This window comes from Pedobacter africanus (assembly GCF_040548825.1).
Lineage (GTDB): Bacteria > Bacteroidota > Bacteroidia > Sphingobacteriales > Sphingobacteriaceae > Pedobacter > Pedobacter africanus_A.
The window spans coordinates 1,136,391-1,157,819 of sequence record NZ_JBEPSL010000002.1 but is presented as its reverse complement, the minus strand read 5'-3'; the positions used below and the strand labels follow the sequence as shown (position 1 = coordinate 1,157,819).

Here is a 21,429-nt window from a genome sequence, read left to right as displayed (position 1 = left end):
TCTTATGTTATGAATTCAGATAAATATTGGAAGCTGTATATATAGACAAGCATGCAGACCTGGTGGGCGAATGCCGCCGGGGCAACCGTAAAGCACAATTTGAAATTTACAAATTGTATAGCCGGGCTATGTATAATGTGGCCCTACGCATTGTAAATGCTGCGGCAGATGCAGAGGATGTGCTGCAGGAGGCGTTTTTAGATGCCTTTGTTAAGATTGAAGCCTTCAGGGAAGAGACTTCTTTTGGCATGTGGCTGAAACAGATCGTTATTCATAAATCGCTGAATGTGCTGCGGAAGCGAAAGGCTGAGTTTATTGGGCTCGATGAAGTTGATGTAGCAGCAGAGGATGATGAAACAGATCTGGAGGAGCAGGAGCTGAAGGTACATGAGATTAAGGAGGCCATGACCAGGCTGGCAGATGGCTACAGGGTAATTTTATCGCTGTACCTTTTTGAGGGCTACGACCACCAGGAAATAGGGTATATCTTAAAAATATCAGAGAATACCTCGAGGACACAGTACATGAGGGCAAAACTAAGATTGACAGCTTTACTAGGAAAGAAAGGAGTAAAAGATGAGTAGAAAAATGGAAGATTACATCAGGGAGCATAAAAAAGCTTTTGATTTGGAGGCCCCTTCGGAGGCGTTATGGGCAAAGATTGATCAGCAGCTGGATAAGAAAAAAAAGACCAGGCCCTTTAATTTAAACTTATGGATGGGCATTGCGGCTTCGCTGGTACTGATTGCGGCATTCACTTTTATGTATACCCGCCATCAGAAGCACAAACAGATTGATGTGGCCGATATCAGTACGGCGCTGGGCGAAAAAGAAGCCAGGTTTGCCAGTATGATCGATGAAAAAAAGGACAGTTTAAAGGCCCTGGCAGATGATAACCCCGACCTGTACCAGAAATTCAGTGCCGATCTTAACCAGCTGGACAAGGACTATGCCGATCTGAAAAAGGAATTGCAGCACAGCCCGAACCAGAAGCTGGTCATTGAAGCCATGGTGCAAAACCTGCAGATACAGCTGCAGATCATCAACCAGCAATTGTCTGTAATTAATGAGGTTAATACAAGCAAAAAGGATAACCAGATATGAAAAGTTGGATAACAGGGCTTCTTTTATGTGTGGTGAGCTTTGCAAATGCACAGGAAGTAATTAAATCTAGAAAAGTAAGTAAATCGTTTACCGTGGGACGCAACGACAGGGTAACGGTAAACAATCAGTATGGCGCATTGGACATCAGGACCTGGGATAAAAATGAAGTAAGGATAGAAGTAGACCTGAAGGTGTATGGAGACAATACTGCCGAGGCGCAGGAGTTGCTTGACCTGACCAATATCAAGGCCATGAGTGCGGGGGGCGAAGTGATCCTGGACACCAAACTGGCCAAAGGAAAGGTTAAGACCGGCAAAAAATGGAAAGCAGAGATCAAGGGAAGTTACCAGGTTTATATGCCGGTAACCAACAGCCTCAACCTTTCCCATCAATATGGAGATGTAAGTATTGGTGATTTATCCGGAGCACTTGAGGCCAATGTACAATACGGAAATCTTAAGACCGGGAACCTGAAAAGTGCCAGCAATAAGATTAAGATCCAGTACGGAAGTGCAGATATTAGAAACGTCAATCAGGCGGAAATTGTACAGCAATATGGCGCCGGGCTAACCATTGGCAGTGTAGGAACATTGAAGTTGAATGCCGCCTATGCTGCTGTGAAAATTGGCTCTGTAACTGAAAAGGCAAGTATTACGCAGCAGTATGGCTCAGGACTTACCATAGGCTCGGCCCATGATCTGGACTTGAACGCTGCTTATGCAAAAGTAAGTATTGGCATGATCAGCGGAGCTGCAAACATTGTACAGCGGTACAGTAACCTCACTATAGGAACCGCGGGTAACTTAATTACGAACACCCAATATGCGAATGTTACCATTTCAAAGTTAAGGGGCGACAGTAAGTTTACCATGCAATACAATAACTTAAATATCGGCGACGTAAGTACGGAGTGTCAGAAACTGGAGATTGATTGTGCCCATCTGAAGGCAACGGTAAACCTGAATGTAAATTACAACGCTGTCTTGGAAGTGAATACGAACGCGGCAGATTTCAAATATGGGCCAGGCATTTCGGTTAAAACAGAGGGAGCGGGACAGAATAAACGTTATACCGGAAAAATTGGCTCCGGTGGAAATTCAAAGGTGACGGTAAACTCCAAATACGGTGGTGTGACCCTCAATTAAAAAATTAAACCAAATACCCACAAAGCTTGTTGATGAATTCAGCAAGCTTTTTTTATATCTTCGCGTACATTATATTTAAAGATGGAATTTTTAAGCAGCCCTGAGGCCTGGATCTCACTACTGACCCTAACCGTTCTGGAAATTGTTCTGGGAATAGACAATATCATTTTCATTTCAATTTTATCTGGTAAACTGCCTGCAGACCAGCAAAAAAAAGGCAGGCAGGTAGGCTTGGCCCTGGCCATGATCACCCGTGTTTTGCTGCTTTTATCCCTTACCTGGGTAATGACCTTAACTACGCCGCTGTTTAATCTGGGGGGGCTGGTTGGTGTTTCCGATCCGGAATGGCTGGAAAAGCTGGCTATATCGGGGCGCGACCTGATCCTGATCATCGGGGGCTTGTTCCTGATCTATAAAAGCACACACGAGATCCATGATAAGCTGGAAAGTGAGGAAGAAAAGGAGATCAAGGGAAAAGTATATTCTTTTACCGGTGTAATAGTTCAGATCCTGTTGCTTGATATTGTATTCTCACTGGATTCGGTAATTACTGCCGTAGGTATGGCAGAGCATGTCGAAATTATGATCGCGGCCGTTGTGATTGCCGTAATCATTATGATGGTGTCTGCAAGCGCCATCAGCAATTTTGTTAACAACCACCCTACAGTAAAAATGCTTGCACTTTCCTTTCTGCTGCTGATCGGGGTTTCCCTGCTGGCAGAAGGCCTGGACCAGCACATACCAAAAGGTTATATCTATTTTGCAATGGCCTTCTCTATTCTGGTGGAAATGCTGAACCTGAAAATGAAGAAAAATGCGGAGAAACCGGTTGAGCTGCGCAATACCCCTAATGAAAACGAAAACAAAGCCTAATTTTTCTTAATGATTTCTTTTGTTGAGGCCTCACTGGCCGAATTGTCCATACACCGGATTGGGAACAAATCCGAAGAAGAGTTTTATGTCCTGTCGGAAAAATCCATAGTGATCAAAGACCTGATGCTGAGTAGCCTGCTCCAGCAGTACTTTTTAGGGCCTTATGAAAAGGTGAATGAGGTATATCGTTTTATGCACCCCAATGGCGACCTGAACTTAAACGAGGTCTATCATTTTGCTGAAGCGATATTCGAAAACGGAGAGGTTTTTCATGAGAACAGCCAGCAGCTGGCCAAATACCTGTACGATGTGTCCGGGCACCCGAAAATAAAATCTGGAGAGCTGTATGTGGCCTACTTCGAGAACGTGCAGATTGAAGGCGAGCTCCACGATGCCATTGGTATTTTTAAGTCGGAGACCAAAGAAAGTTACCTGAAGGTTTTTCCGGAGCAGGACGGCTTTGGCTTAAGCTATGAGCAGGAGGCCATCAATATCAATAAACTGGATAAGGGCTGCCTGATCTTCAATACCGATAAAGAAGAGGGCTACAGGGTTGCTGTGATAGATCAGACCAACAGAAGCGCAGAAGCGGTATACTGGAAAGATGAGTTTCTGAAGTTAAAGATCAGGAACGACAGCTTTAATCAGACAGCGAGCGTTTTGGGGGTTTACAAAAACTTTGTAACAGAAAAACTGGACGAGGAATTCGAGATTTCCAAGGCAGATAAAATAGATCTGCTGAACAGGTCTATGAAGTACTTCAAGGAAAAGGAGAGCTTTGACCTGGATGAGTTTTCTAACGAAGTTATTGGAAATGCGGAGGGGATTGAATCTTTTAAGAATTACAAAAAGAACTTTGAAGAGGAGTTTGACCAGCCCATTCCCGACAGTTTTGACATTTCAGGCGCTGCGGTAAAAAAGCAGGCCAGAGTTTATAAAAGCGTATTGAAGCTGGACAAGAACTTCCATATTTACATCCACGGCGATAAGGAGCTCATCGAAAAGGGCTTTGATGACGATAAATCCATGAATTACTACAAAGTTTATTTCAGAGAAGAGCAATAAGTGCATTTAGCCCTATTGCCGCTTTGTGTACGGTAACGTAAATTAACTTTTGTGTTAATATTTTGCTGATATTTCGGAATTAATTGTAGATTTATTGTTTTAGTCAACCTTTAAACCAAATATGAGCCAGGAACCACAACAAAGCAGTATTTTTAAAGTGATAGGCGCCTCTTCGCTGGGCACCTTAATTGAATGGTACGATTTCTATATTTTCGGGAGTTTAGCCACCATTATCGGAACACAGTTATTTCCGGCAGACGCCGGGGCTTCGGCATTGATCAATACCCTGGCCATTTTTGCCGCGGGCTTTATTGTAAGGCCTTTTGGTGCCCTGGTATTCGGACGGCTGGGTGATTTAATTGGACGGAAGTACACTTTCCTGCTTACGCTGGTGCTGATGGGCGGTTCAACCTTCCTGATTGGCCTCATCCCTTCTTATTCCAGCATAGGCTATGCAGCCCCTATACTGGTGTTAATTTTACGGCTCATACAGGGCCTGGCCCTGGGCGGGGAGTATGGCGGTGCAGCTACTTATGTGGCAGAACACGCGCCGGCTAACAAACGCGGCTTTTTTACCAGCTGGATCCAGACTACCGCTACGGGCGGGCTGTTCCTGTCGCTGGGGATCATCGTACTGACAAAAAATCTGGTGGGTGCCGAAAGTTTTGCCGATTGGGGCTGGAGGATTCCTTTCCTGCTGTCTATCCTGCTGGTGGGTGTTTCCATCTACATCCGGATGAAGATGCATGAATCGCCGATGTTCAGCAAGCTGAAATCGGAAGGTAAGGTTTCCAAAAATCCACTGAAAGAAAGTTTTAGCCATAAGGCCAATTTTAAAATGGTACTGCTTGCCTTGTTTGGCGCAACCATGGGGCAGGGAGTGATCTGGTACACAGGTCAGTTTTATGCACAATCCTTTATTGAAAACACCTGTCATGTCGATTTTAATGACTCCAGGTATATCCTTTTATGGGGCATCGCCTTTGCAACCCCTTTCTTTGTAATATTTGGTTCCTGGAGCGATAAGGTAGGCCGTAAGTGGATCATGTTGGCAGGAATGCTGTTGGGGGTAATATTTTACCGCCCGATATACCAGGTTTTCCTGGACGATACGGATGTGTCAAAAGTGGAGCAGAAGGACATTGCCTCCGTTTCTGATCCGATAGTGATGTGTACGGCCATTGCAGGAACGGGAGATAGCCTGATTACCACCACATCAACGGTTACTTTGCTAAATGGCGCTTCCTTTCAGAAAATACAGTCGCACACCAAATATGCAGACCTGGCCAAACCGGCGCTTGAAATGCCTGATGCCTATAAGGATAAAAAATTATCGACCCCTGTTTTCTGGAAGTTTGTAGCACTTATCTTTTTCCAGATCCTGTTGGTAACCATGGTTTATGGGCCTATAGCGGCTTTCCTGGTAGAACTATTCCCTACAAAGATCAGGTATACTTCCATGTCCCTGCCTTATCACGTAGGTAACGGGGTGTTTGGTGGGCTGGTGCCATTTATTGCCACGCTCATTGCCAGCTTTTCGGGCTCTACACCTTTATCTGGGCTGTGGTACCCGATAGGCATTGCCGCATTGAGTTTGCTGATTGGCACAGTTTACCTGTCCAATAAAAAGCCTGACCATAACGAAGCTGAAACCCATTAAAAGAAATTGACCATGAACGGATTAAAAAAAGCATTAGGACTATTCTGGATCGCCTTAGGTCCAGCCTCAATTATATTCATGTTTATGCAGGCCTTTGAAAAGGTAGGCCTGGCAGCAGAAGGTGTGCAAAGAACCAATACCGCCCTGCAATGGGGTATCATATTGTTCATCTTTATTCCTATCAGTGCAGGGCTGGTTATTTTTGGCTGGTATGCCTTAAAAGGCGAGTACGATCACCTGCCGGAAGATTAGGCCGTTTTATAAAACCCGCAATAAAAGCCCTTTCAGGTACTCTCCTTCAGAAAAGGAAATGCGGACCGGGTGGTCTTCGGGCTGGCAGAACTGTTTAATGATCTGAACTTCCCGGCCGGCATCCAATGCAGCCCAGGCGATGATCTGCTTAAACGTTTCGATATCTACTGCTCCGGAGCAGGAGAACGTGGCCAGGATGCCTCCTTCTTTAAGCAGCAGCATACCCAGTCGGTTCAGGTCTTTATAAGCCCTGGCCGCACGGTCTAATGCCGAGCGTGAAGGGGCGTATTTTGGCGGGTCCAGTACCAGTACATCAAAGGTTTGGCCTGCTTCTTTAAAAGCACGAAGCTGTTTGTTTACGTCAGATTGTATACTGGTTTGCTGTTCAGTTTTAAAGCCATTTAGTTCCAGGTTATGCTTTAGGGTTTCTACGGCCAGGGCCGAGCTGTCTACGCTGGTTACATGTGCGGCCTGGTATTTTAAACTGTTTAAGGTAAAACCTCCGCTGTAGCAGAAACAGTCGAGCACGTTTTTGCCCCTGGTGTATCCGGCAAGAATCCTTCGGTTATCGCGTTGATCGCAATAAAAGCCGGATTTCTGTCCCTCAGCAATGTTGATGTGGTAAAGGATCCCGTTTTCTTTTACCTCAATAAATTCCGGAGGGTTTTCTCCCCACAACAGCCCTTGTGAGGCTTCCAGGTTTTCGTGTTTACGTGCGCCGGCATCACTTTTGTCAAATATGCCCTTAGGGTTCAGTTCTTCCCTTAAAATAGCGATGATGTCTTCTTTGATGTTTTCTATCCCGGCACTTAAAATCTGCAGGGAAAGAAAATTTGCATATTGGTCTACAATCAATCCAGGCAGGAAATCTGCCTCGCTGAAAACCAGCCTGCAGGTATTGGTGTCTTCGTTTAAAATGTGGCCCCGCGCAGCAATGGCCTGCTTAATTTTTTGCTTGTACCAGGCTTTGTCTATCGTTGCCGTTTCGTCCCATTCCAGCAGGCGCAAAGCAACCCTGGAGAGGTCGTTAAAATAGGCATAGGCCAGAAATTCTTTATCAGCAGAGCGCACAGCTACAATTTCACCATTTACGGGCTGCCCTTTAATCTTGTCAATAGCGCCCGAAAAGATCCAGGGATGACGCAGCATAGCGGCTTTTTCTTTGCCTTTTTTAAGAATTACATCGATCATGCTGCAAATTAAGGGAAAAATAGTGTCATTTCTCTTTGGTAAGTGCCATTTTTACTGCCAGGGAAGCAAGGATGCTGGCCATAAACCATTTTTGAACCCGCATCCAAAGCGGGTTGCCTGCAAAGAACAGTGCTGCCCTGGCGGCACTGAGCACAATGATCAGGTTTACCGAAAAGCTGATGCAAACCTGTGTGATGCCCAGCTGCAGGCTTTGCATAAATACCGACCCGTATTCGGGTTTGATGAAGTAAGGAAAGAAAGAGAGGTAAAATACAGCTACTTTAGGGTTTAATACCGTGGTTAGCACACCTATTTTAAACAGCTTTGCAGGCTTGTCATTGCTAAGGTCTTTACGGACCTCAAATGGGCTTCGGCCATTGGGTTTAATGGCCTGGTAAGCTAGGTAAAGCAAATACACCACACCCAGGGTTTTTATTGTGGTATACACATACGGCACCGCAAAAAGCACTGCAGTGAGCCCGGCAGAGACCATCACAATGTGAAACAGAAAACCGGAGATGATGCCCATTAAAGAGATCAGGCCTGATCGCTGTCCCTGTGTAATGGAACGGGAAATCAGGTAGATCATGTTTGGGCCGGGGCTGATTACGAGGATCAGGGCGGCAAGGGCAAAATAGGAGATTTCTTTAAGCGGGATCATTTCTATATCAAGGGGTTAGTGGGGTACGATCACAAAGATAAGCAGAACAGCGGTACAGAATTGCCGATAAATTGTAATTTTAGGCCATGGAAGAAATAAACTGGAGCGATTTTGAAAAAGTGGAGCTGCGGGCCGGAACCATTCTGGAAGTTCTGGAATATCCTGAGGCCAGAAAGCCTGCCTATAAGGTAAGGGTTGATTTTGGGGAACTGGGGATAAAGATGAGCAGTGCCCAGATCACGGCGCTATACACCAAAGAAGAGCTGGTAGGCCAGCAAATTGTAGGGGTAGTGAATTTCCCCAGAAAACAGATCGGTAAATTTATGTCGGAATTCCTGGTAACTGGGTTTGCTGATGAAAATGGGGATATCGTGTTAACGACCTTAAATGGAAAAGTGCCGAATGGCAGTAAAATGATATAAATGAGTTATTATAATTTTTCAGAAGAAAAAGATCCTGCGGCAGAAGATGAGCATTTTATGCGCTTGGCCTTGCAGGAGGCACAAAAAGCGTACGACCTGCAGGAAATCCCGATAGGGGCCATTGTAGTTTGTAAAGGGAAAATCGTTGGCCGCGGGCATAACCTTACCGAGCAGCTGAACGACGTAACGGCCCATGCCGAGATGCAGGCTTTTACGGCCGCTGCGCAAACATTGGGGGGTAAATATTTAAAGGATTGTACCCTGTATGTAACCATAGAGCCTTGTGTAATGTGTGCCGGCGCGAGTTGCTGGACACAGATTGGCAAACTGGTGTATGGGGCGCCCGAACCCAAAAGAGGATTTACCACAAAAGGAGGGCAGCTGCTGCACCCGAAAACCGTTTTAAAAAGTGGGGTTTTGGCAGAAGAATGCGGGGCATTAATGACAAAATTCTTCGCAGGCAAAAGGGCTTAACTTTACAAAGTATTGAACAAAACTTAACCCCCGATTGTTATATTTGCTGTGAACAGCAAAGGATCTTGCTACAAATATGAAATCATACAATTTTTAAACATAAATCATAATAATATGGCTTTTGAATTACCTGCGTTACCATACGCAACAGATGCATTAGAACCGCATATCGATAAACAGACTATGGAAATTCACCATGGTAAACACCACCAGGCTTACGTTACCAATTTGAATAAAGCTTTAGAAGGCAAGCCAGAGGCGAACCAAAGCATTGAAGAAATTGTTAAAAATATCTCAAAATTCCCTGCTGCGGTAAGGAATAACGGTGGTGGTCATTATAACCACTCTTTGTTCTGGGAAGTTATTGGCCCGAATAAAGGTGGAGAGCCAAAAGGAGAATTGGCTGATGCAATCAATGCAGCTTTCGGTTCATTTGCCGATTTTAAAACTAAGTTTGCTGAGGCTGGTGCTACCCGCTTCGGTTCGGGATGGGCATGGCTAAGCGTTGGTGCAGATAAGAAATTAGTGGTTTCCTCTACACCTAACCAGGATAATCCTTTAATGGATATCGCTGAGGTAAAAGGAACCCCGATTTTAGGCATGGATGTATGGGAGCATGCTTACTACCTGAAATATCAAAACAGACGTCCGGATTATATCGCTGCTTTCTGGAGCGTTGTAAACTGGGATGCTGTAGCTGAGCGTTTCAAAAAAGCGTAATTTAATGCCTGTTTGATACAGGATCGATTATATAGAACGGCCCGGGTGTGTGAACATCCGGGCTGTTTGTTTCTGTGCTTAAAGTGTTTCTATCCGGTCATAGATAAAGCTTAAGCTAGCCTCATATCAATCCTTCCAGGTGTTATGTCTAAATCAACAGCTTTTTCTAAGATACTTTTTATTTTCTTTGCATATGGAAATTTTTCAGGAGACGTTAACCTTGCGGGCAAGAAAGAGGGGTTTTCACCTTATTACTGAAGAGATCGTGGCAGCAATGCCACATATAACAACCTTGACAAAGGGAATATGCCAGGTTTTTATACAGCATACTTCTGCTTCGCTTACGATAAATGAAAATGCTGACCCCACCGTACGCGCCGATTTTGAGATGTTTTTTAACAAATCGGTTCCCGAGAATGACCCGGACTATGTACACGATTACGAGGGGTCAGATGATATGCCCGCACATTTAAAATCTTCTATTCTGGGCAGTTCTGTAAGCATTCCTATACGGAACGGCAAGTTCGCATTGGGCATCTGGCAAGGAATTTACCTTTGTGAACATCGTAACTACGGGAGCGGGCGGAGGCTGGTTGTTACCGCATGGGGAATTTAAGCTCCTGTATAGTCCTTTACCTGTAACTTACATTTACGGTGTTACTTTTATATGCCCACCACATCTTTCTTCTTTTTCTGCTTCATGGCCTTGGGAATTACTTCGAGTATTTCTTCTTTGAGTGCATTCAGCATTCTCTTTTTGATGAAATTTTTATGCGTCACCAGGCTGATCTCCCTTACCGGCTCTGGTGATTTGAAGTGATGCACCTTACTGAGCTGTTTGCTGCTGAGCTCCTCAAGGGCAAGCTCCGGGAGCAGGGTTGCGCCATTGTTCATGTCGACCATGCGGATCAGTGTTTCTACGCTTCCGGTATTATAGGTAAGGCCCTGGAGCCGGTTGTGCTTGGTAGACCTGCAGATATTGAGCACCTGTGAACGCATGCAATGACCTTCATTGAGCAGCCAGATGTTTTCATCTTCCAGGTCTTCGGCATCAATGGTCTTCTTTTTAGACAGCTTGCTGTTTTTGCTGATATAAGTCACAAAATTTTCGTAATACAGGGGTTGCTCAATGATGGTCTGTTCGCCTAGCGGGGTGGCTAAAATGCCGCAGTCCAGTACCCCGGTTTTTAAATGGTGCAGGATGTCTTCGGTGGTATATTCCCAGATCAGCAATTTCAGGTCGGGGTATTTCTCCATCATGGCCGCAATTACTTTGGGCAAAAGATAGGGTGCTACAGTAGGGATGATGCCCACTTTAAGTTCCCCTGCTACGTCCTGTTGTTCACTGCTGATGAGCTCTTTGATCTTAAGGCTTTCCTGCAATACCTGGCGGGCCTGTTCAATGATCCTTGCGCCAATTTCAGTCGGTACAACAGGTTGTTTGCTGCGGTCGAAGATCTTTACATTCAGCATCTCCTCCAGTTTCTGTACCTGCATGCTCAATGTGGGCTGTGTAACAAAACATTTTTCGGCAGCACCAACAAAACTCCTGTAGGTATCTACGGCAACAATATATTCGAGCTGAACTAAGGTCATATAGCTAAAGTTTATTCACTTCGGCAAATATATCAATTTTAGCTATGTTTTTCCAGGAAGTCCTGATAGGCCAGCTTGATGCCTTCTCTGAGCTCAATTTTATGTTTCCAGCCCAGCTGGTGCAGCCTGGATACATCCATCAATTTGCGTGGCGTTCCATCTGGCTTGGTGCTATCGAAAGTAAGCGAGCCTTCAAAGCCTACGATTTCTTTGATGAGGAGCGCGAGGTCTTTGATGCTGAGGTCTGTGCCGGTGCCGATATTCATAAAGCCGGCATCGCTGTAGTTTTGCATCAGGAAATAACAGGCATCGGCCAGGTCATCGGCAAAAAGGAATTCGCGCATGGGCGTTCCCGAACCCCAGATATTCACCTCGGTGCTGCCACTTACTTTGGCTTCATGAAATTTACGGATAAGGGCGGGCAATACATGAGAGTTTTGCGGATGGTAGTTATCGTTATAACCGTAAAGATTAGTTGGCATTACAGAAATGAAATCGCAGTTGTACTGGCTGCGGTAGGCGTCGGCCATTTTTATACCAGCTATTTTAGCGATGGCATAAGGCTCATTGGTTTCTTCGAGCAGGCCGGTAAGCAGGTATTCCTCTTTTAATGGCTGAGGTGCCAGTTTTGGGTAGATACAGCTGGAACCCAGGAACATCAGTTTTTTTACACCGTTTTTGTAAGCCTGGTGGATGACGTTGTTCTGAATGCACAGGTTTTCGTACAGGAAGTCGGCTCGGTAGGTGTTGTTGGCCACAATACCGCCCACCTTTGCGGCGGCCAGAAATACATATTCCGGCTTTTCTGTCCCAAAAAAATCGCTTACCGCCTGCTGGTTTCGCAGGTCCAGTTCATCGGAGGTTTTGACAACCAGGTTATTATAGCCTTCTTTTTGTAATTTACGGTAAATGGCAGAGCCAACCATTCCACGGTGCCCGGCAACATATATTTTTGCGTTTTTCTCCACTGATCTTAAATTGGTTTACAAAAGTACGAATTCTTCTGAGGAGCCTGCGGGTAAAACGGACTTGCTAGTAAATTCTGTTAAGTTTTATATAAATTTGTGGTTATACTATAATTGATTTGAAGTGGGTAAAGATAAATTAAGAAAATTTGCCGAGATAGATACTTTCCCGAATGTTTACCAGCTGGATGCCGGTAAAGCATTGAAGGGGAAATGGGCCAGAGCGCATTTTAAGAACGATAATCCTGTTGTACTGGAACTGGCTTGTGGTAAAGGAGAATATGCCCTTAACCTGGCAAGGATGTTTCCTAAAAAGAATTTTATTGGGGTAGATCTTAAGGGGAACAGGATCTGGAGAGGCGCCCGTACCGGTATGGACGAGGGAGTTACAAACCTGGCCTTTTTAAGAATCCAGATAGAAGATATCATAGACTTTTTTGCTGAAAACGAGGTGGATGAAATATGGATTACTTTCCCCGATCCGCAGCCACAGGACAGCCGTGAAAAGAAACGCCTAACCTTTCCGGGCTTTCTGGATAAGTACAAAACGTTTTTAAAGCCGGGAGGAAAAATAAACCTGAAAACCGATAACGATGGTTTGTATCTTTATACGGTAGAAAAAGTAGAAGAGCTGGGCCTGAAGAGCCATAAAAAGACCGACAATTTATATAAATCTGACCTGTACGATGATGTGTTGTCTATCAAAACCCATTATGAACGGATTTATTTAAAACACGATAAAAACATCAATTACATACAATTCTCTTTTGAGTAATGGAACAATCCTTTTACGACCAGGTGTTTGAATTGGTAAGACTGATCCCGAAAGGGCGGGTAACCTCTTATGGCGCAATTGCCAAAAGCCTGGGCGCCGGCGGTTCGGCCCGTATGGTGGGTTATGCCATGAGCAATGCCGGGCTTGCGAAGCCAAAAATACCAGCACACCGGGTGGTAAACAGCAGCGGCCTGCTTACCGGCAAATTCCATTTTAAACCGCCGGGGCGGATGCAGGAGTTACTGGAAAAAGAAGGAGTTGTGGTAAAAGGAGATAAGATACAGAACTTTAAAAAACATTTCTGGAACCCCCTTACAGAATTATAAGCTTATGGCAAACGAAATCAGGTGCGGATGGTGCGGAACCGATCCGCTTTATGTAAAATACCATGATGAGGAATGGGGTAAGCCTGTTTATGATGATAAAATCCTGTTTGAGTTCCTGCTGCTTGAAGGGGCACAGGCCGGCCTAAGCTGGATCACCATCCTCAAAAGAAGGGAAGGTTACAGAAAGGCCTTTGCAGATTTTGATGTGCAAAAGGTGGCTGCTTTTGATGAAAAGGATGAAGAAAGATTGATGAATGATCCAGGCATCATCAGGAATGGGTTAAAGGTAAAGGCCGCAATTCACAACGCAAAGCTTTTTATGGCCGTACAAAAGGAATTTGGTTCTTTTGCCAATTATATGTGGGGCTTTATTCCTGATCGGAAACCTATACAGAATTCCATTAAAACCCTTAAGGATGTGCCGGCGCGTACCGAATTGTCGGATACCATCAGCAAGGACATGAAAAAACGCGGTTTTAAGTTCTTTGGTACCACCATCTGCTATGCACACATGCAGGCTACAGGCATGGTGAACGACCATGTGGCCGATTGCATCTGCAGATAAATTCTATTATTTGTGCATGGCATTATAGGCGGCCACAAATGAACGTACCAGCTTGGCATCAAAACTTTCGGTTGCCTTTATGCGCTCTGCAAGGTCTTCATCGTTGGTCATTTTCTGTAAAAGTGCAGTTTTGATCTGTTGGTTTTTGCCTGCAGAATTACCACCTTCAACCGGGATTTCCTGCATTGGACCTGTACCAAATTTTTCTATAAAATAGGCTGTTGGGCCGGCAATCCTGCTAGGTTGTTCTTCACGGTTCCTGCCGCCGCCAATGGTAATGCCTACGCCGCCTCCCAGTCCGCCAAAACCGCCGGTGCCACCACCAATGCCAATAGAAGGCCTTACCCTTGCCCTTTTGGGCTGCGGTTCTTCAATAAGCCCGGTGCTTCCGCCAATGCTGTACAGATTTACTGCACCTTGCTCCAGCAGCCTGAAGAAACGATGCTCCATGCGTTTTTTGATGACGATGGGCTTGCTTACATAGGTTTCACCGTTCCACAAAAATTCCTTGATGTCTTTTGCCTTGAACTGTGAAATTGATTCGTCTTCGTTCTTAAGGATAACTGTAGAGAAATCCGTGCCCTGGATGGTTCCGCGTACAAAATTACCTTCAGAAATGGTTACTGCATCCTGTGCTTTCAGCGCTGCTGATGCCATCAGGAACATTACCAGTACCTTATAAAACTTTATTGATTTCATATTTGTCAAATAACGGAAATTATTGGGTTATTAGTACCTTTATCGGAGTAACATTGAAATGGCAATATGAAAAAACTTTTTCTTCTTGACGGTATGGCGCTGATTTACAGGGCGCATTTTGCATTGAGTAAAAATCCAAGGTTTACTTCTACCGGAATTAACACCTCGGCAGTAATGGGCTTTGCCAATACCTTGATGGAGGTACTGAAAAAGGAGAACCCTACTCATATTGCTGTGGTTTTTGATACGGAAGCCCCTACCGAAAGGCATACCGACTTTGAAGCCTATAAGGCGCACCGTGAGGCCATGCCCGAAGACCTGTCGGCCGCGCTTCCTTACATTTTTAAGCTGATTGAAGGGTTCAGGATTCCGGTAATTACCAAAGATGGTTATGAGGCAGATGATATCATAGGCACTTTGGCCAAGGAGGCCGAAAAGCAAGGCTTCCAGGTGTTTTGCATGACACCGGACAAAGACTTTGCACAGCTGGTATCGGACAGTATTTTTATTTACAAACCTGCAAGAATGGGGAATGAAATGGAGATACTTGGGGTTAAAGAGGTGCTGGCCAAATGGGAAATAGACCGTGTAGACCAGGTTATAGACATACTGGGCCTGTGGGGAGATGCCGTAGACAACATTCCAGGCATCCCCGGGATAGGAGAAAAGACAGCGAAAGCACTCATTAAACAATATGGTTCTGTAGAGAACATCATTGCCAATTCACATGAGCTGAAAGGCAAGCAAAGGGAAAATGTAGAAACTTATGCCGAGCAGGGACTGATCTCCAAAAAATTGGCAACCATCATATTGAACGTTCCGGTAGAATTTGATGAAAAGGCCCTGGAACTGGAAGAGCCAAGCCGGGAGTTGCTGGAACCCTTGTTTGCAGAGCTGGAATTCAGGACCATAGGCAAAAGGGTGTTTGGCGAAGGATTTAATAAAAGTTCTACAACTGTAGTTACCCAGCAAACCGATCTTTTTGGAAATGTTGTTGGCGAAACCATTTCTTATACAACCGTAATTACGGCTCCGGAGCCTGTATTGGAACTTCCGGAAGTAAAAGCCTTAAATACCATTGAAAATATTGCACACAATTATCAGCTTGCCGATACACCGGAACTGCGTAAAGCACTTGTTGAGCTGTTGATGAAGCAGGAAAGGATTTCCTTTGATACAGAAACTACAGGTACCGATGCCAACCTGGCCGACCTGGTTGGTTTGTCTTTCAGCATTAAGCCCGGAGAAGGTTATTATGTACCTGTGCCGCCCGAAAGGGCCACGGCCCAGCAGATTGTAGAGGAATTCAGGCCGGTTCTGGAAAATGCGGATATTGTTAAAATAGGCCAGAACATCAAGTACGATATGCTGATCCTGAAATGGTACGGGGTAGCTGTAAAAGGGCGTTTGTTTGATACCATGCTGGCGCATTACCTGATTGACCCGGATACCAGACACAATATGGACGTGCTGGCCGAGAATTATTTAAATTATTCACCCATTTCCATAACTACCCTGATTGGCGCCAAGGGCAAAGCGCAGGGCAATATGCGCGATGTACCGGTGGAAAAAGTAACCGACTATGCTGCCGAGGACGCTGATGTGACCTTGCAGCTGGCGGGTGTTTTTGAACCACTGCTAAAGGAACTGAACGCCGAAAAGCTGGCCACGGAAGTAGAAAATCCTTTGATCTATGTGCTGGCTGATATTGAAAAGGAGGGGGTGAGAATTGATATGGACACCCTGGTAAACTATTCAAAGGAGCTGGAACTCGACATCAGGAAATTTGAGCAGAACGTGTACGAGAAGTGTGGTGTGCAGTTTAACCTGGCTTCGCCTAAACAGCTTGGAGAAGTGCTTTTTGATAAGCTAAAACTGGACCCTAAAGCAAAAAAAACCAAAACAGGTCAGTACCAAACCGGCGAAGATGTATTGCTGGCCCTGGCGCATAAAAGCGATGTGGTACAGGATATCCTGGATTTCCGCCAGCTGCAGAAGCTAAAATCGACTTATGTGGATGCCCTGCCTTTACTGGTTAATCCGAAAACGGGCCGTGTGCATACCAGCTTTAACCAGGCTGTTGCCGCTACGGGCAGGTTAAGTTCCAATAATCCTAACCTGCAGAACATTCCTATCCGTACGGAAAGAGGAAGGGAAGTACGTAAGGCTTTTATCGCCAGAGATGAAAACCATATCCTGCTTTCGGCAGATTATTCGCAGATAGAGCTGCGTATCATTGCCGATATCAGTAAAGAAGAGAACATGCTTGATGCTTTCAGCAAAGGGATAGATATTCATACCGCAACAGCGGCCAGGGTGTATGGCATTGCTATTGAAGATGTAGACTCAACACAGCGGCGGAATGCCAAGGCCGTGAATTTCGGTATCATTTACGGGCAGTCGGCATTTGGGTTATCCCAAAATTTAGGCATACCGAGAAAGGAAGCTGCTGAAATTATAGAACAGTACTTTACCCAATACCCGGGGATAAAAAAATACATGTCGGACACGATGAACTTTGCCCGCGAAAATGGTTTTGTTGAAACCATTCTGGGCAGGAGAAGGTATTTGAGGGACATCAATTCGGCCAACCAGACCGTGCGTGGTTTTGCCGAACGAAATGCCATTAATGCGCCGATACAGGGCTCAGCAGCCGATATGATCAAAGTAGCGATGATCAACATCCACAAAGACATTCAGGACAAAGGCCTGCAATCCAAAATGACCATGCAGGTGCATGACGAGTTGGTTTTTGACGTGCTTAAAACCGAAGTAGAAGTGATGAAAGAAATCATTTCACACCGGATGAAGACAGCGATCAAAACGACAGTGCCAATTGAAGTTGAAATTGGTGAGGGCGACAACTGGCTTGCGGCGCATTAACTTCCTGCTTGAAAAGCAAGCATAACTATTCAAAGGCTGCATAACCACGGAGTGCTCTTGAGGGCTAAAATCAAACAAGAGCTTCCCGAAAAATCGCGCTGAAGGAGCGCGAAGACGCTATGCCTTTTCATAGTATGCATGCTTTTTGCAATACGCATAAAAAAAGTACTGGTGTGATGAGCCGACATGCAAATCTTTGCCCTTCTTCAGGGCCTAAGATTTGGCGAGGCGAATCATTCCGGTACTTTTTTATTTAATAGCCGTTATGCTTGCTTTTTACTAAATCTCTATAGTCTCACCTATTGCAGGCAGCAGCAATACTTTGTTTTCTCTTTTAAATTTGGCAACAGCCGCTTCCGGATCGATCTGGATTGGCGGAAAGGTATTGTAATGTACACCGATTACTCTTTCGCATTCTAGGTACTTGGTAGCTACCAGGGCGTCGTCGACATCCATGGTGTAGTGGCCGCCTATAGGCAGGATGGCGTAATCCAGGCTGTGCAGGTCTGCAAGTAGTTTCATTTCTGTTGTAAGGGCAGTATCTCCCGCATAATAGATGGATTTTCCTTCCAGCTCCATTACAAAGCCGGCCGGATTGCCGCCATAGCTGCCGTCGGGGTTGCTGCTGCTGTGTACAGCCCACACCGTACGTAAGCTGCCGAAATCAAACTTCGATTTACCAAAATTGATGTCCGTTACATTTTTTACCCCCTGTTTTGTGATCCAGTCTGCCACCTCTACCATTGCAATTACCTGGGCATTGGTGTGGTTGGCAATCTGCACAATATCGGCCACATGGTCGCCATGGCCATGGCTCACCAGGATGTAATCGGCTTCAATAGATTTGATATCAATATGCTTTGCAAGGGGATTCCCCGAAATAAAAGGATCAAAAAGAAATTTTTTGCCATCTGCTTCCAGCTGAAAGCAGGACTGTCCGTAATAAGTATACTTCATTTTGCGCTGTTTTTCTTTGTCAAACAATAGCGGTTTTAGCCGCCAAACATACCACCCAAACCACCGAGCATATCTTTGGTTGCGGCCTGCATTTCGCTGGCGCTTACCTGCTCTGCTTGTGTCAGGGCTTTGTTTACTGCTGTAAGCAATAACTCTTCTAACGCTTCCCTGTCTGCAGTTTTGTGAAATCCTTCTTCAATTTCTATCGCTGTAATAGCTTTGTTTGCAGTAGCGGTAACACGGATTGCCCCGCCTTCAACTTCCCCGAAAACAGAGATGGTATCCAGACGTCTTTTTATCTCATCGGCCTTTTGCTGTGCGGCCATCAATTTATCGAACATATCTTGTTGTTTTAATATAAAACGAAATTAAAGGAAATTGGTTTAAACTATGCCGATTAAATGAAAAAACAGGGTTTACTTCATGAGCTGTTGGTTAAAAGCGGTGAAAAGTTTAAACAGGTCCTGGTATTCCGTAAAAGGAAGGGTGGAAGGCAGGTCGTACACGTCATGATAGGCCCTGATGCCTCCGGTGGTATAGATGAAAAAGGCCGGCACGCCCTTTTCTGAAAAATAATGGTGATCGCTGTTCGCCGTTTTTCCCCGGGGATTGATTTTGGCCAGGTATTGATGTTCATCATTGATGTTGTTGAGCAGCGCAAACTCCCTGGGGTGAAGGGGCGCATTGACCACCGTTATGCCGGTTTCGCCGGTTCCAACCATATCCAGGTTAATAAGAAAGCGGATTTTGCTGAGTTCTAAAAGTGGATGTTCGGTGAAATATTTTGAACCCAGGAGCCCGGCCTCCTCCCCTGCGAAACAGATGAAAGCCATGCTATAGGCGGGCGGATGAGCGGCATAATATTTAGCCATACTCAGCAAAAAAGAGACGCCGCTGGCATTGTCATTTGCTCCCGGGAAATAGGTTTTACTGCCCATGCCGCCCAAATGATCGTAATGGGCGGTGAACACCACCAATGAATCGGGCTTTCGGGTGCCTTTTACCAGGGCGCAAACATTGTTAGCATTAAAATCGGGAATAAAGCACTGCTCTATGTCCAGTTCAATTGCTTCAGGCTGGCCAATTGCGCTTTTCAACACTTCTACGCCGGTATAATCTGCCAGCTCCGTACTTACAGTCCAGGTGAGCTTATCTTTAAGGACTACCACAATTCCTTCATTTGCAGCAACAAAAATAGTGCTGTCCTTTTGCTCCAATTTGCCGCTAGCTGTTTTTCCGACGCTTTGGGGCATTACGATAAAGTCTTTACCAGGTACCAGTGCCTTGCCGTTTATTTTAAGGCTCATGCTGCCCGGAAAAGTATTTACAGGAAAAGAAAAAGGCTGTTTAAAGGATTTGCCCTCCAGGGGATTTAATCCGTATGCCCGAAATGTTGTGCTGATAAAATCTGCCGCTTTGGCCAGGCCATTGTTGGTATAGCCCCGGCCCCACATGGTTTTTGAGCTGAGGGTATCCAGCAGTTTTCTTGTCAGTACGCTATCCTGTGACAGGGCCGGTTTGGAAATGAGCAGGCATAGCGCTAGCAGGCACTTTTTCATGTTCAGTGTTTGTGTTTCATTTGTTGTTAAAGTAAATATAAGGAAATGAGGCAGAATATCGACGGGTGAATCAAACAGATTAAAGATCCTGCTGTTATAGAAGAACTAATCTGTAACTATGGACATACGTTCTAATGAACCATTCTGGCTGGTAAAAAACGGCATAAAACATTCTTATCCTTCGTTAAGGCACAACCTGGATTGTGAAGTATTGATTGTGGGCGGCGGTATAACCGGGGCTTTAATGGCCCATGCAGCTGTTAAAAATGGATATCAAACGGTTTTAATAGACAAAAGGGAAATTGCTAATGGCAGTACTTCGGCTACCACCTCTATGCTTCAGTACGAAATAGATGTGCCTTTGTATAAATTAAAAGAGCTGATTGGCGATCAGGGCGCTATTGCCAGCTATAAAGCCTGCAGAGATGCGATTTATAAGCTGGAAGAGCTATCAGAAGAGATTGGTTCTGCATGTGGGTTTGAGCAAAAGGAATCCCTCTATTTTGCCGGGGGGGCTAAAGACCTCAAATGGTTGAAAAAAGAGTTTGAAGCGCGTAAATCAGCAGGGTTTGAGGTAAGCTGGATGGAAAAGAAAGAACTGCATGCAAGATACGGACTAGTGGCCGAGGCTGGGATCTTATCTGCCGATGGCGGAAGCCTGGATGCCTTTTGCCTGGCGCACGACTTACTTCATTACAATGCAGAGCGGGGTTTGCAGGTGTTCGATAAGACCGAACTTAAAAAGGTAAAGTACCAGAAGGAAGGGGTAGAGGTACAGCTCCATACGGGGGCGAGTGTAAAAGCCCGGAAAATCATTTATTGTACCGGCTATGAAACACAGGGCATGCTGCCGGATAAGGTGGTAAGCTTAAAAAGTACTTATGCAATGATCAGCGAAAAAGAAGACCATCATCCTGAAATCTGTGAGAAAACTTTGTTCTGGAATACCGATAGCCCATACCTGTACATGCGGACAACTGCCGACGGCCGTTTGCTGGTAGGCGGAGAAGACGAGAACTTTAAAAATGCGCTGAGAAGGGACCTGCTGCTGGGTAGAAAAGAAGACAAGCTGATTAAAACGGTAAAGAAATATCTCCCGGATGTTAGCTTTATAACCGATTTTTGCTGGTGTGGTACTTTTGGGGAAACAAAAGACGGGCTACCTTATATCGGCATGCATCCAAAATTCCCCGACAGCTATTTTTTGCTGGGTTTTGGTGGAAACGGGATTACCTTTTCGGTAACCGGTGCAGAGATGATTGTAGACATGATGAAAGGTACGCCCGGCTTACTATCGCATTACTTCAGGTTTCAGCGTTAAAATAAATGTACATTTTCATTATAAAAATGTAAAAAAATTAAAAACGTATTGCACAACTCAATATTTATTTAAACCTTTGCGCCTCAACTCATTTAAAATATTATTATAGACAGAAAATGATCAAGCACATCACACATAAACTTTCTATTGTTGAGGCAAAGAATATTGCTTCGAGAAGTTTGTTTATTGAGCGCTTGCGACCCATATTTTTTGTGA

At 45.0% G+C, this 21,429-nt stretch carries 24 protein-coding genes; 16 read left to right on the top strand and 8 right to left on the bottom strand.

Annotated elements, in window-relative coordinates; all coding sequences use genetic code 11:
* The first annotated feature begins 26 nt into the window (after window positions 1-26).
* From ABIE26_RS15070 to ABIE26_RS15040, 7 genes are all read left to right on the top strand, one after another.
* Window positions 27-584 (top strand): RNA polymerase sigma factor, encoded by a 558-nt coding sequence (locus ABIE26_RS15070; RefSeq protein WP_310141740.1) that lies wholly within the window; start codon window positions 27-29, stop codon window positions 582-584.
* Window positions 577-1,104, top strand: coding sequence for a hypothetical protein (locus ABIE26_RS15065; protein WP_310141742.1), 528 nt, complete (start codon window positions 577-579; stop codon window positions 1,102-1,104). The genes ABIE26_RS15070 and ABIE26_RS15065 overlap by 8 nt, the downstream gene beginning before the upstream one ends.
* On the top strand, window positions 1,101-2,249 hold the full coding sequence (locus ABIE26_RS15060) for a hypothetical protein (RefSeq protein ID WP_310141743.1): 1,149 nt from the start codon (window positions 1,101-1,103) through the stop codon (window positions 2,247-2,249). The genes ABIE26_RS15065 and ABIE26_RS15060 overlap by 4 nt, the downstream gene beginning before the upstream one ends.
* An 81-nt stretch (window positions 2,250-2,330) precedes the next feature.
* Window positions 2,331-3,122, top strand: coding sequence for a TerC family protein (locus ABIE26_RS15055; protein ID WP_310141745.1), 792 nt, complete (start codon window positions 2,331-2,333; stop codon window positions 3,120-3,122).
* 9 nt (window positions 3,123-3,131) lie between these two features.
* On the top strand, window positions 3,132-4,187 hold the full coding sequence (locus ABIE26_RS15050) for a nucleoid-associated protein (protein WP_310141746.1): 1,056 nt from the start codon (window positions 3,132-3,134) through the stop codon (window positions 4,185-4,187).
* A 121-nt stretch (window positions 4,188-4,308) separates the two neighbouring features.
* On the top strand, window positions 4,309-5,847 hold the full coding sequence (locus tag ABIE26_RS15045) for an MFS transporter (RefSeq protein ID WP_310141748.1): 1,539 nt from the start codon (window positions 4,309-4,311) through the stop codon (window positions 5,845-5,847).
* A 12-nt stretch (window positions 5,848-5,859) separates the two neighbouring features.
* Entirely contained in the window at window positions 5,860-6,099 is a 240-nt protein-coding gene (locus tag ABIE26_RS15040; protein WP_310141751.1) for a DUF6814 family protein, read from the top strand.
* A gap of 6 nt (window positions 6,100-6,105) precedes the next feature.
* Here the strand turns inward: ABIE26_RS15040 and ABIE26_RS15035 are convergent, their stop codons facing one another.
* Together ABIE26_RS15035 and ABIE26_RS15030 are read right to left on the bottom strand one after the other, a co-directional pair.
* Entirely contained in the window at window positions 6,106-7,290 is a 1,185-nt protein-coding gene (locus ABIE26_RS15035) for a class I SAM-dependent rRNA methyltransferase (protein ID WP_310141753.1), read from the bottom strand.
* 25 nt (window positions 7,291-7,315) lie between these two features.
* Window positions 7,316-7,951, bottom strand: a complete 636-nt coding sequence (locus ABIE26_RS15030; RefSeq protein ID WP_310141755.1) for a LysE family translocator — start codon at window positions 7,949-7,951, stop codon at window positions 7,316-7,318.
* Window positions 7,952-8,037: 86 nt separating this feature from the next.
* Here ABIE26_RS15030 and ABIE26_RS15025 point away from each other — a divergent pair, with 86 nt between their 5' ends.
* From ABIE26_RS15025 to ABIE26_RS15010, 4 genes are all read left to right on the top strand, one after another.
* Entirely contained in the window at window positions 8,038-8,373 is a 336-nt protein-coding gene (locus tag ABIE26_RS15025) for a tRNA-binding protein (protein ID WP_310141757.1), read from the top strand.
* Complete coding sequence (locus ABIE26_RS15020; protein WP_310141759.1) at window positions 8,374-8,847, top strand: nucleoside deaminase; 474 nt, start codon at window positions 8,374-8,376, stop codon at window positions 8,845-8,847.
* A 114-nt stretch (window positions 8,848-8,961) separates the two neighbouring features.
* Window positions 8,962-9,567 carry a superoxide dismutase gene (locus ABIE26_RS15015; RefSeq protein WP_310141761.1) on the top strand — a complete coding sequence of 202 codons (606 nt, stop codon included), beginning with the start codon at window positions 8,962-8,964 and terminating at the stop codon, window positions 9,565-9,567.
* A 193-nt stretch (window positions 9,568-9,760) separates the two neighbouring features.
* Window positions 9,761-10,183: a secondary thiamine-phosphate synthase enzyme YjbQ gene (locus ABIE26_RS15010; protein ID WP_310141762.1), complete on the top strand. Its 423-nt coding sequence runs from the start codon at window positions 9,761-9,763 to the stop codon at window positions 10,181-10,183.
* Window positions 10,184-10,230: 47 nt separating this feature from the next.
* Here the strand turns inward: ABIE26_RS15010 and ABIE26_RS15005 are convergent, their stop codons facing one another.
* Window positions 10,231-11,163, bottom strand: a complete 933-nt coding sequence (locus ABIE26_RS15005) for a hydrogen peroxide-inducible genes activator (RefSeq protein ID WP_310141764.1) — start codon at window positions 11,161-11,163, stop codon at window positions 10,231-10,233.
* A gap of 38 nt (window positions 11,164-11,201) precedes the next feature.
* On the bottom strand, window positions 11,202-12,131 hold the full coding sequence (gene fcl, locus ABIE26_RS15000) for a GDP-L-fucose synthase (RefSeq protein WP_310141766.1): 930 nt from the start codon (window positions 12,129-12,131) through the stop codon (window positions 11,202-11,204).
* A 121-nt stretch (window positions 12,132-12,252) separates the two neighbouring features.
* On the opposite strand from fcl, the gene trmB reads away from it, so the two are divergent.
* The 3 genes from trmB to ABIE26_RS14985 are packed head-to-tail and all read left to right on the top strand — an operon-like array spanning window position 12,253 to window position 13,794.
* Window positions 12,253-12,903 carry a tRNA (guanosine(46)-N7)-methyltransferase TrmB gene (trmB, locus tag ABIE26_RS14995; protein ID WP_310141767.1) on the top strand — a complete coding sequence of 217 codons (651 nt, stop codon included), beginning with the start codon at window positions 12,253-12,255 and terminating at the stop codon, window positions 12,901-12,903.
* Complete coding sequence (locus ABIE26_RS14990; protein ID WP_310141768.1) at window positions 12,903-13,229, top strand: MGMT family protein; 327 nt, start codon at window positions 12,903-12,905, stop codon at window positions 13,227-13,229. The genes trmB and ABIE26_RS14990 overlap by 1 nt, the downstream gene beginning before the upstream one ends.
* 4 nt (window positions 13,230-13,233) lie before the next feature.
* On the top strand, window positions 13,234-13,794 hold the full coding sequence (locus ABIE26_RS14985) for a DNA-3-methyladenine glycosylase I (RefSeq protein ID WP_310141769.1): 561 nt from the start codon (window positions 13,234-13,236) through the stop codon (window positions 13,792-13,794).
* Window positions 13,795-13,800: 6 nt separating this feature from the next.
* On the opposite strand, the gene ABIE26_RS14980 is transcribed toward ABIE26_RS14985, so the two are convergent.
* On the bottom strand, window positions 13,801-14,493 hold the full coding sequence (locus tag ABIE26_RS14980; protein ID WP_310141771.1) for a hypothetical protein: 693 nt from the start codon (window positions 14,491-14,493) through the stop codon (window positions 13,801-13,803).
* Window positions 14,494-14,559: 66 nt separating this feature from the next.
* Here ABIE26_RS14980 and polA point away from each other — a divergent pair, with 66 nt between their 5' ends.
* On the top strand, window positions 14,560-17,376 hold the full coding sequence (polA, locus tag ABIE26_RS14975) for a DNA polymerase I (protein ID WP_310141772.1): 2,817 nt from the start codon (window positions 14,560-14,562) through the stop codon (window positions 17,374-17,376).
* 279 nt (window positions 17,377-17,655) lie between these two features.
* On the opposite strand, the gene ABIE26_RS14970 is transcribed toward polA, so the two are convergent.
* The 3 genes from ABIE26_RS14970 to ABIE26_RS14960 form a co-directional block, all read right to left on the bottom strand.
* Complete coding sequence (locus ABIE26_RS14970; protein WP_310141773.1) at window positions 17,656-18,333, bottom strand: metal-dependent hydrolase; 678 nt, start codon at window positions 18,331-18,333, stop codon at window positions 17,656-17,658.
* Window positions 18,334-18,368: 35 nt separating this feature from the next.
* A complete protein-coding gene (locus ABIE26_RS14965) occupies window positions 18,369-18,674 on the bottom strand; it encodes a YbaB/EbfC family nucleoid-associated protein (RefSeq protein ID WP_310141775.1) in 306 nt (101 codons plus the stop codon).
* A 75-nt stretch (window positions 18,675-18,749) separates the two neighbouring features.
* A complete protein-coding gene (locus ABIE26_RS14960; protein WP_310141777.1) occupies window positions 18,750-19,892 on the bottom strand; it encodes a M28 family metallopeptidase in 1,143 nt (380 codons plus the stop codon).
* A gap of 118 nt (window positions 19,893-20,010) precedes the next feature.
* On the opposite strand from ABIE26_RS14960, the gene ABIE26_RS14955 reads away from it, so the two are divergent.
* Entirely contained in the window at window positions 20,011-21,213 is a 1,203-nt protein-coding gene (locus ABIE26_RS14955) for an NAD(P)/FAD-dependent oxidoreductase (RefSeq protein ID WP_310141778.1), read from the top strand.
* Window positions 21,214-21,429: the final 216 nt, after the last annotated feature.

Coding starts and splice junctions, on each gene's coding strand:
- ABIE26_RS15065 (WP_310141742.1), top strand. CDS start 577: ATGAGTAGAAAAATGGAAGATTACATCAGGGAGCATAAAAAAGCTTTT.
- ABIE26_RS15060 (WP_310141743.1), top strand. CDS start 1,101: ATGAAAAGTTGGATAACAGGGCTTCTTTTATGTGTGGTGAGCTTTGCA.
- ABIE26_RS15055 (WP_310141745.1), top strand. CDS start 2,331: ATGGAATTTTTAAGCAGCCCTGAGGCCTGGATCTCACTACTGACCCTA.
- ABIE26_RS15050 (WP_310141746.1), top strand. CDS start 3,132: ATGATTTCTTTTGTTGAGGCCTCACTGGCCGAATTGTCCATACACCGG.
- ABIE26_RS15045 (WP_310141748.1), top strand. CDS start 4,309: ATGAGCCAGGAACCACAACAAAGCAGTATTTTTAAAGTGATAGGCGCC.
- ABIE26_RS15040 (WP_310141751.1), top strand. CDS start 5,860: ATGAACGGATTAAAAAAAGCATTAGGACTATTCTGGATCGCCTTAGGT.
- ABIE26_RS15035 (WP_310141753.1), bottom strand. CDS start 7,290: ATGATCGATGTAATTCTTAAAAAAGGCAAAGAAAAAGCCGCTATGCTG.
- ABIE26_RS15030 (WP_310141755.1), bottom strand. CDS start 7,951: ATGATCCCGCTTAAAGAAATCTCCTATTTTGCCCTTGCCGCCCTGATC.
- ABIE26_RS15025 (WP_310141757.1), top strand. CDS start 8,038: ATGGAAGAAATAAACTGGAGCGATTTTGAAAAAGTGGAGCTGCGGGCC.
- ABIE26_RS15020 (WP_310141759.1), top strand. CDS start 8,374: ATGAGTTATTATAATTTTTCAGAAGAAAAAGATCCTGCGGCAGAAGAT.
- ABIE26_RS15015 (WP_310141761.1), top strand. CDS start 8,962: ATGGCTTTTGAATTACCTGCGTTACCATACGCAACAGATGCATTAGAA.
- ABIE26_RS15010 (WP_310141762.1), top strand. CDS start 9,761: ATGGAAATTTTTCAGGAGACGTTAACCTTGCGGGCAAGAAAGAGGGGT.
- ABIE26_RS15005 (WP_310141764.1), bottom strand. CDS start 11,163: ATGACCTTAGTTCAGCTCGAATATATTGTTGCCGTAGATACCTACAGG.
- ABIE26_RS14990 (WP_310141768.1), top strand. CDS start 12,903: ATGGAACAATCCTTTTACGACCAGGTGTTTGAATTGGTAAGACTGATC.
- ABIE26_RS14985 (WP_310141769.1), top strand. CDS start 13,234: ATGGCAAACGAAATCAGGTGCGGATGGTGCGGAACCGATCCGCTTTAT.
- ABIE26_RS14980 (WP_310141771.1), bottom strand. CDS start 14,493: ATGAAATCAATAAAGTTTTATAAGGTACTGGTAATGTTCCTGATGGCA.
- polA (WP_310141772.1), top strand. CDS start 14,560: ATGAAAAAACTTTTTCTTCTTGACGGTATGGCGCTGATTTACAGGGCG.
- ABIE26_RS14970 (WP_310141773.1), bottom strand. CDS start 18,333: ATGAAGTATACTTATTACGGACAGTCCTGCTTTCAGCTGGAAGCAGAT.
- ABIE26_RS14965 (WP_310141775.1), bottom strand. CDS start 18,674: ATGTTCGATAAATTGATGGCCGCACAGCAAAAGGCCGATGAGATAAAA.
- ABIE26_RS14960 (WP_310141777.1), bottom strand. CDS start 19,892: ATGAAAAAGTGCCTGCTAGCGCTATGCCTGCTCATTTCCAAACCGGCC.
- ABIE26_RS14955 (WP_310141778.1), top strand. CDS start 20,011: ATGGACATACGTTCTAATGAACCATTCTGGCTGGTAAAAAACGGCATA.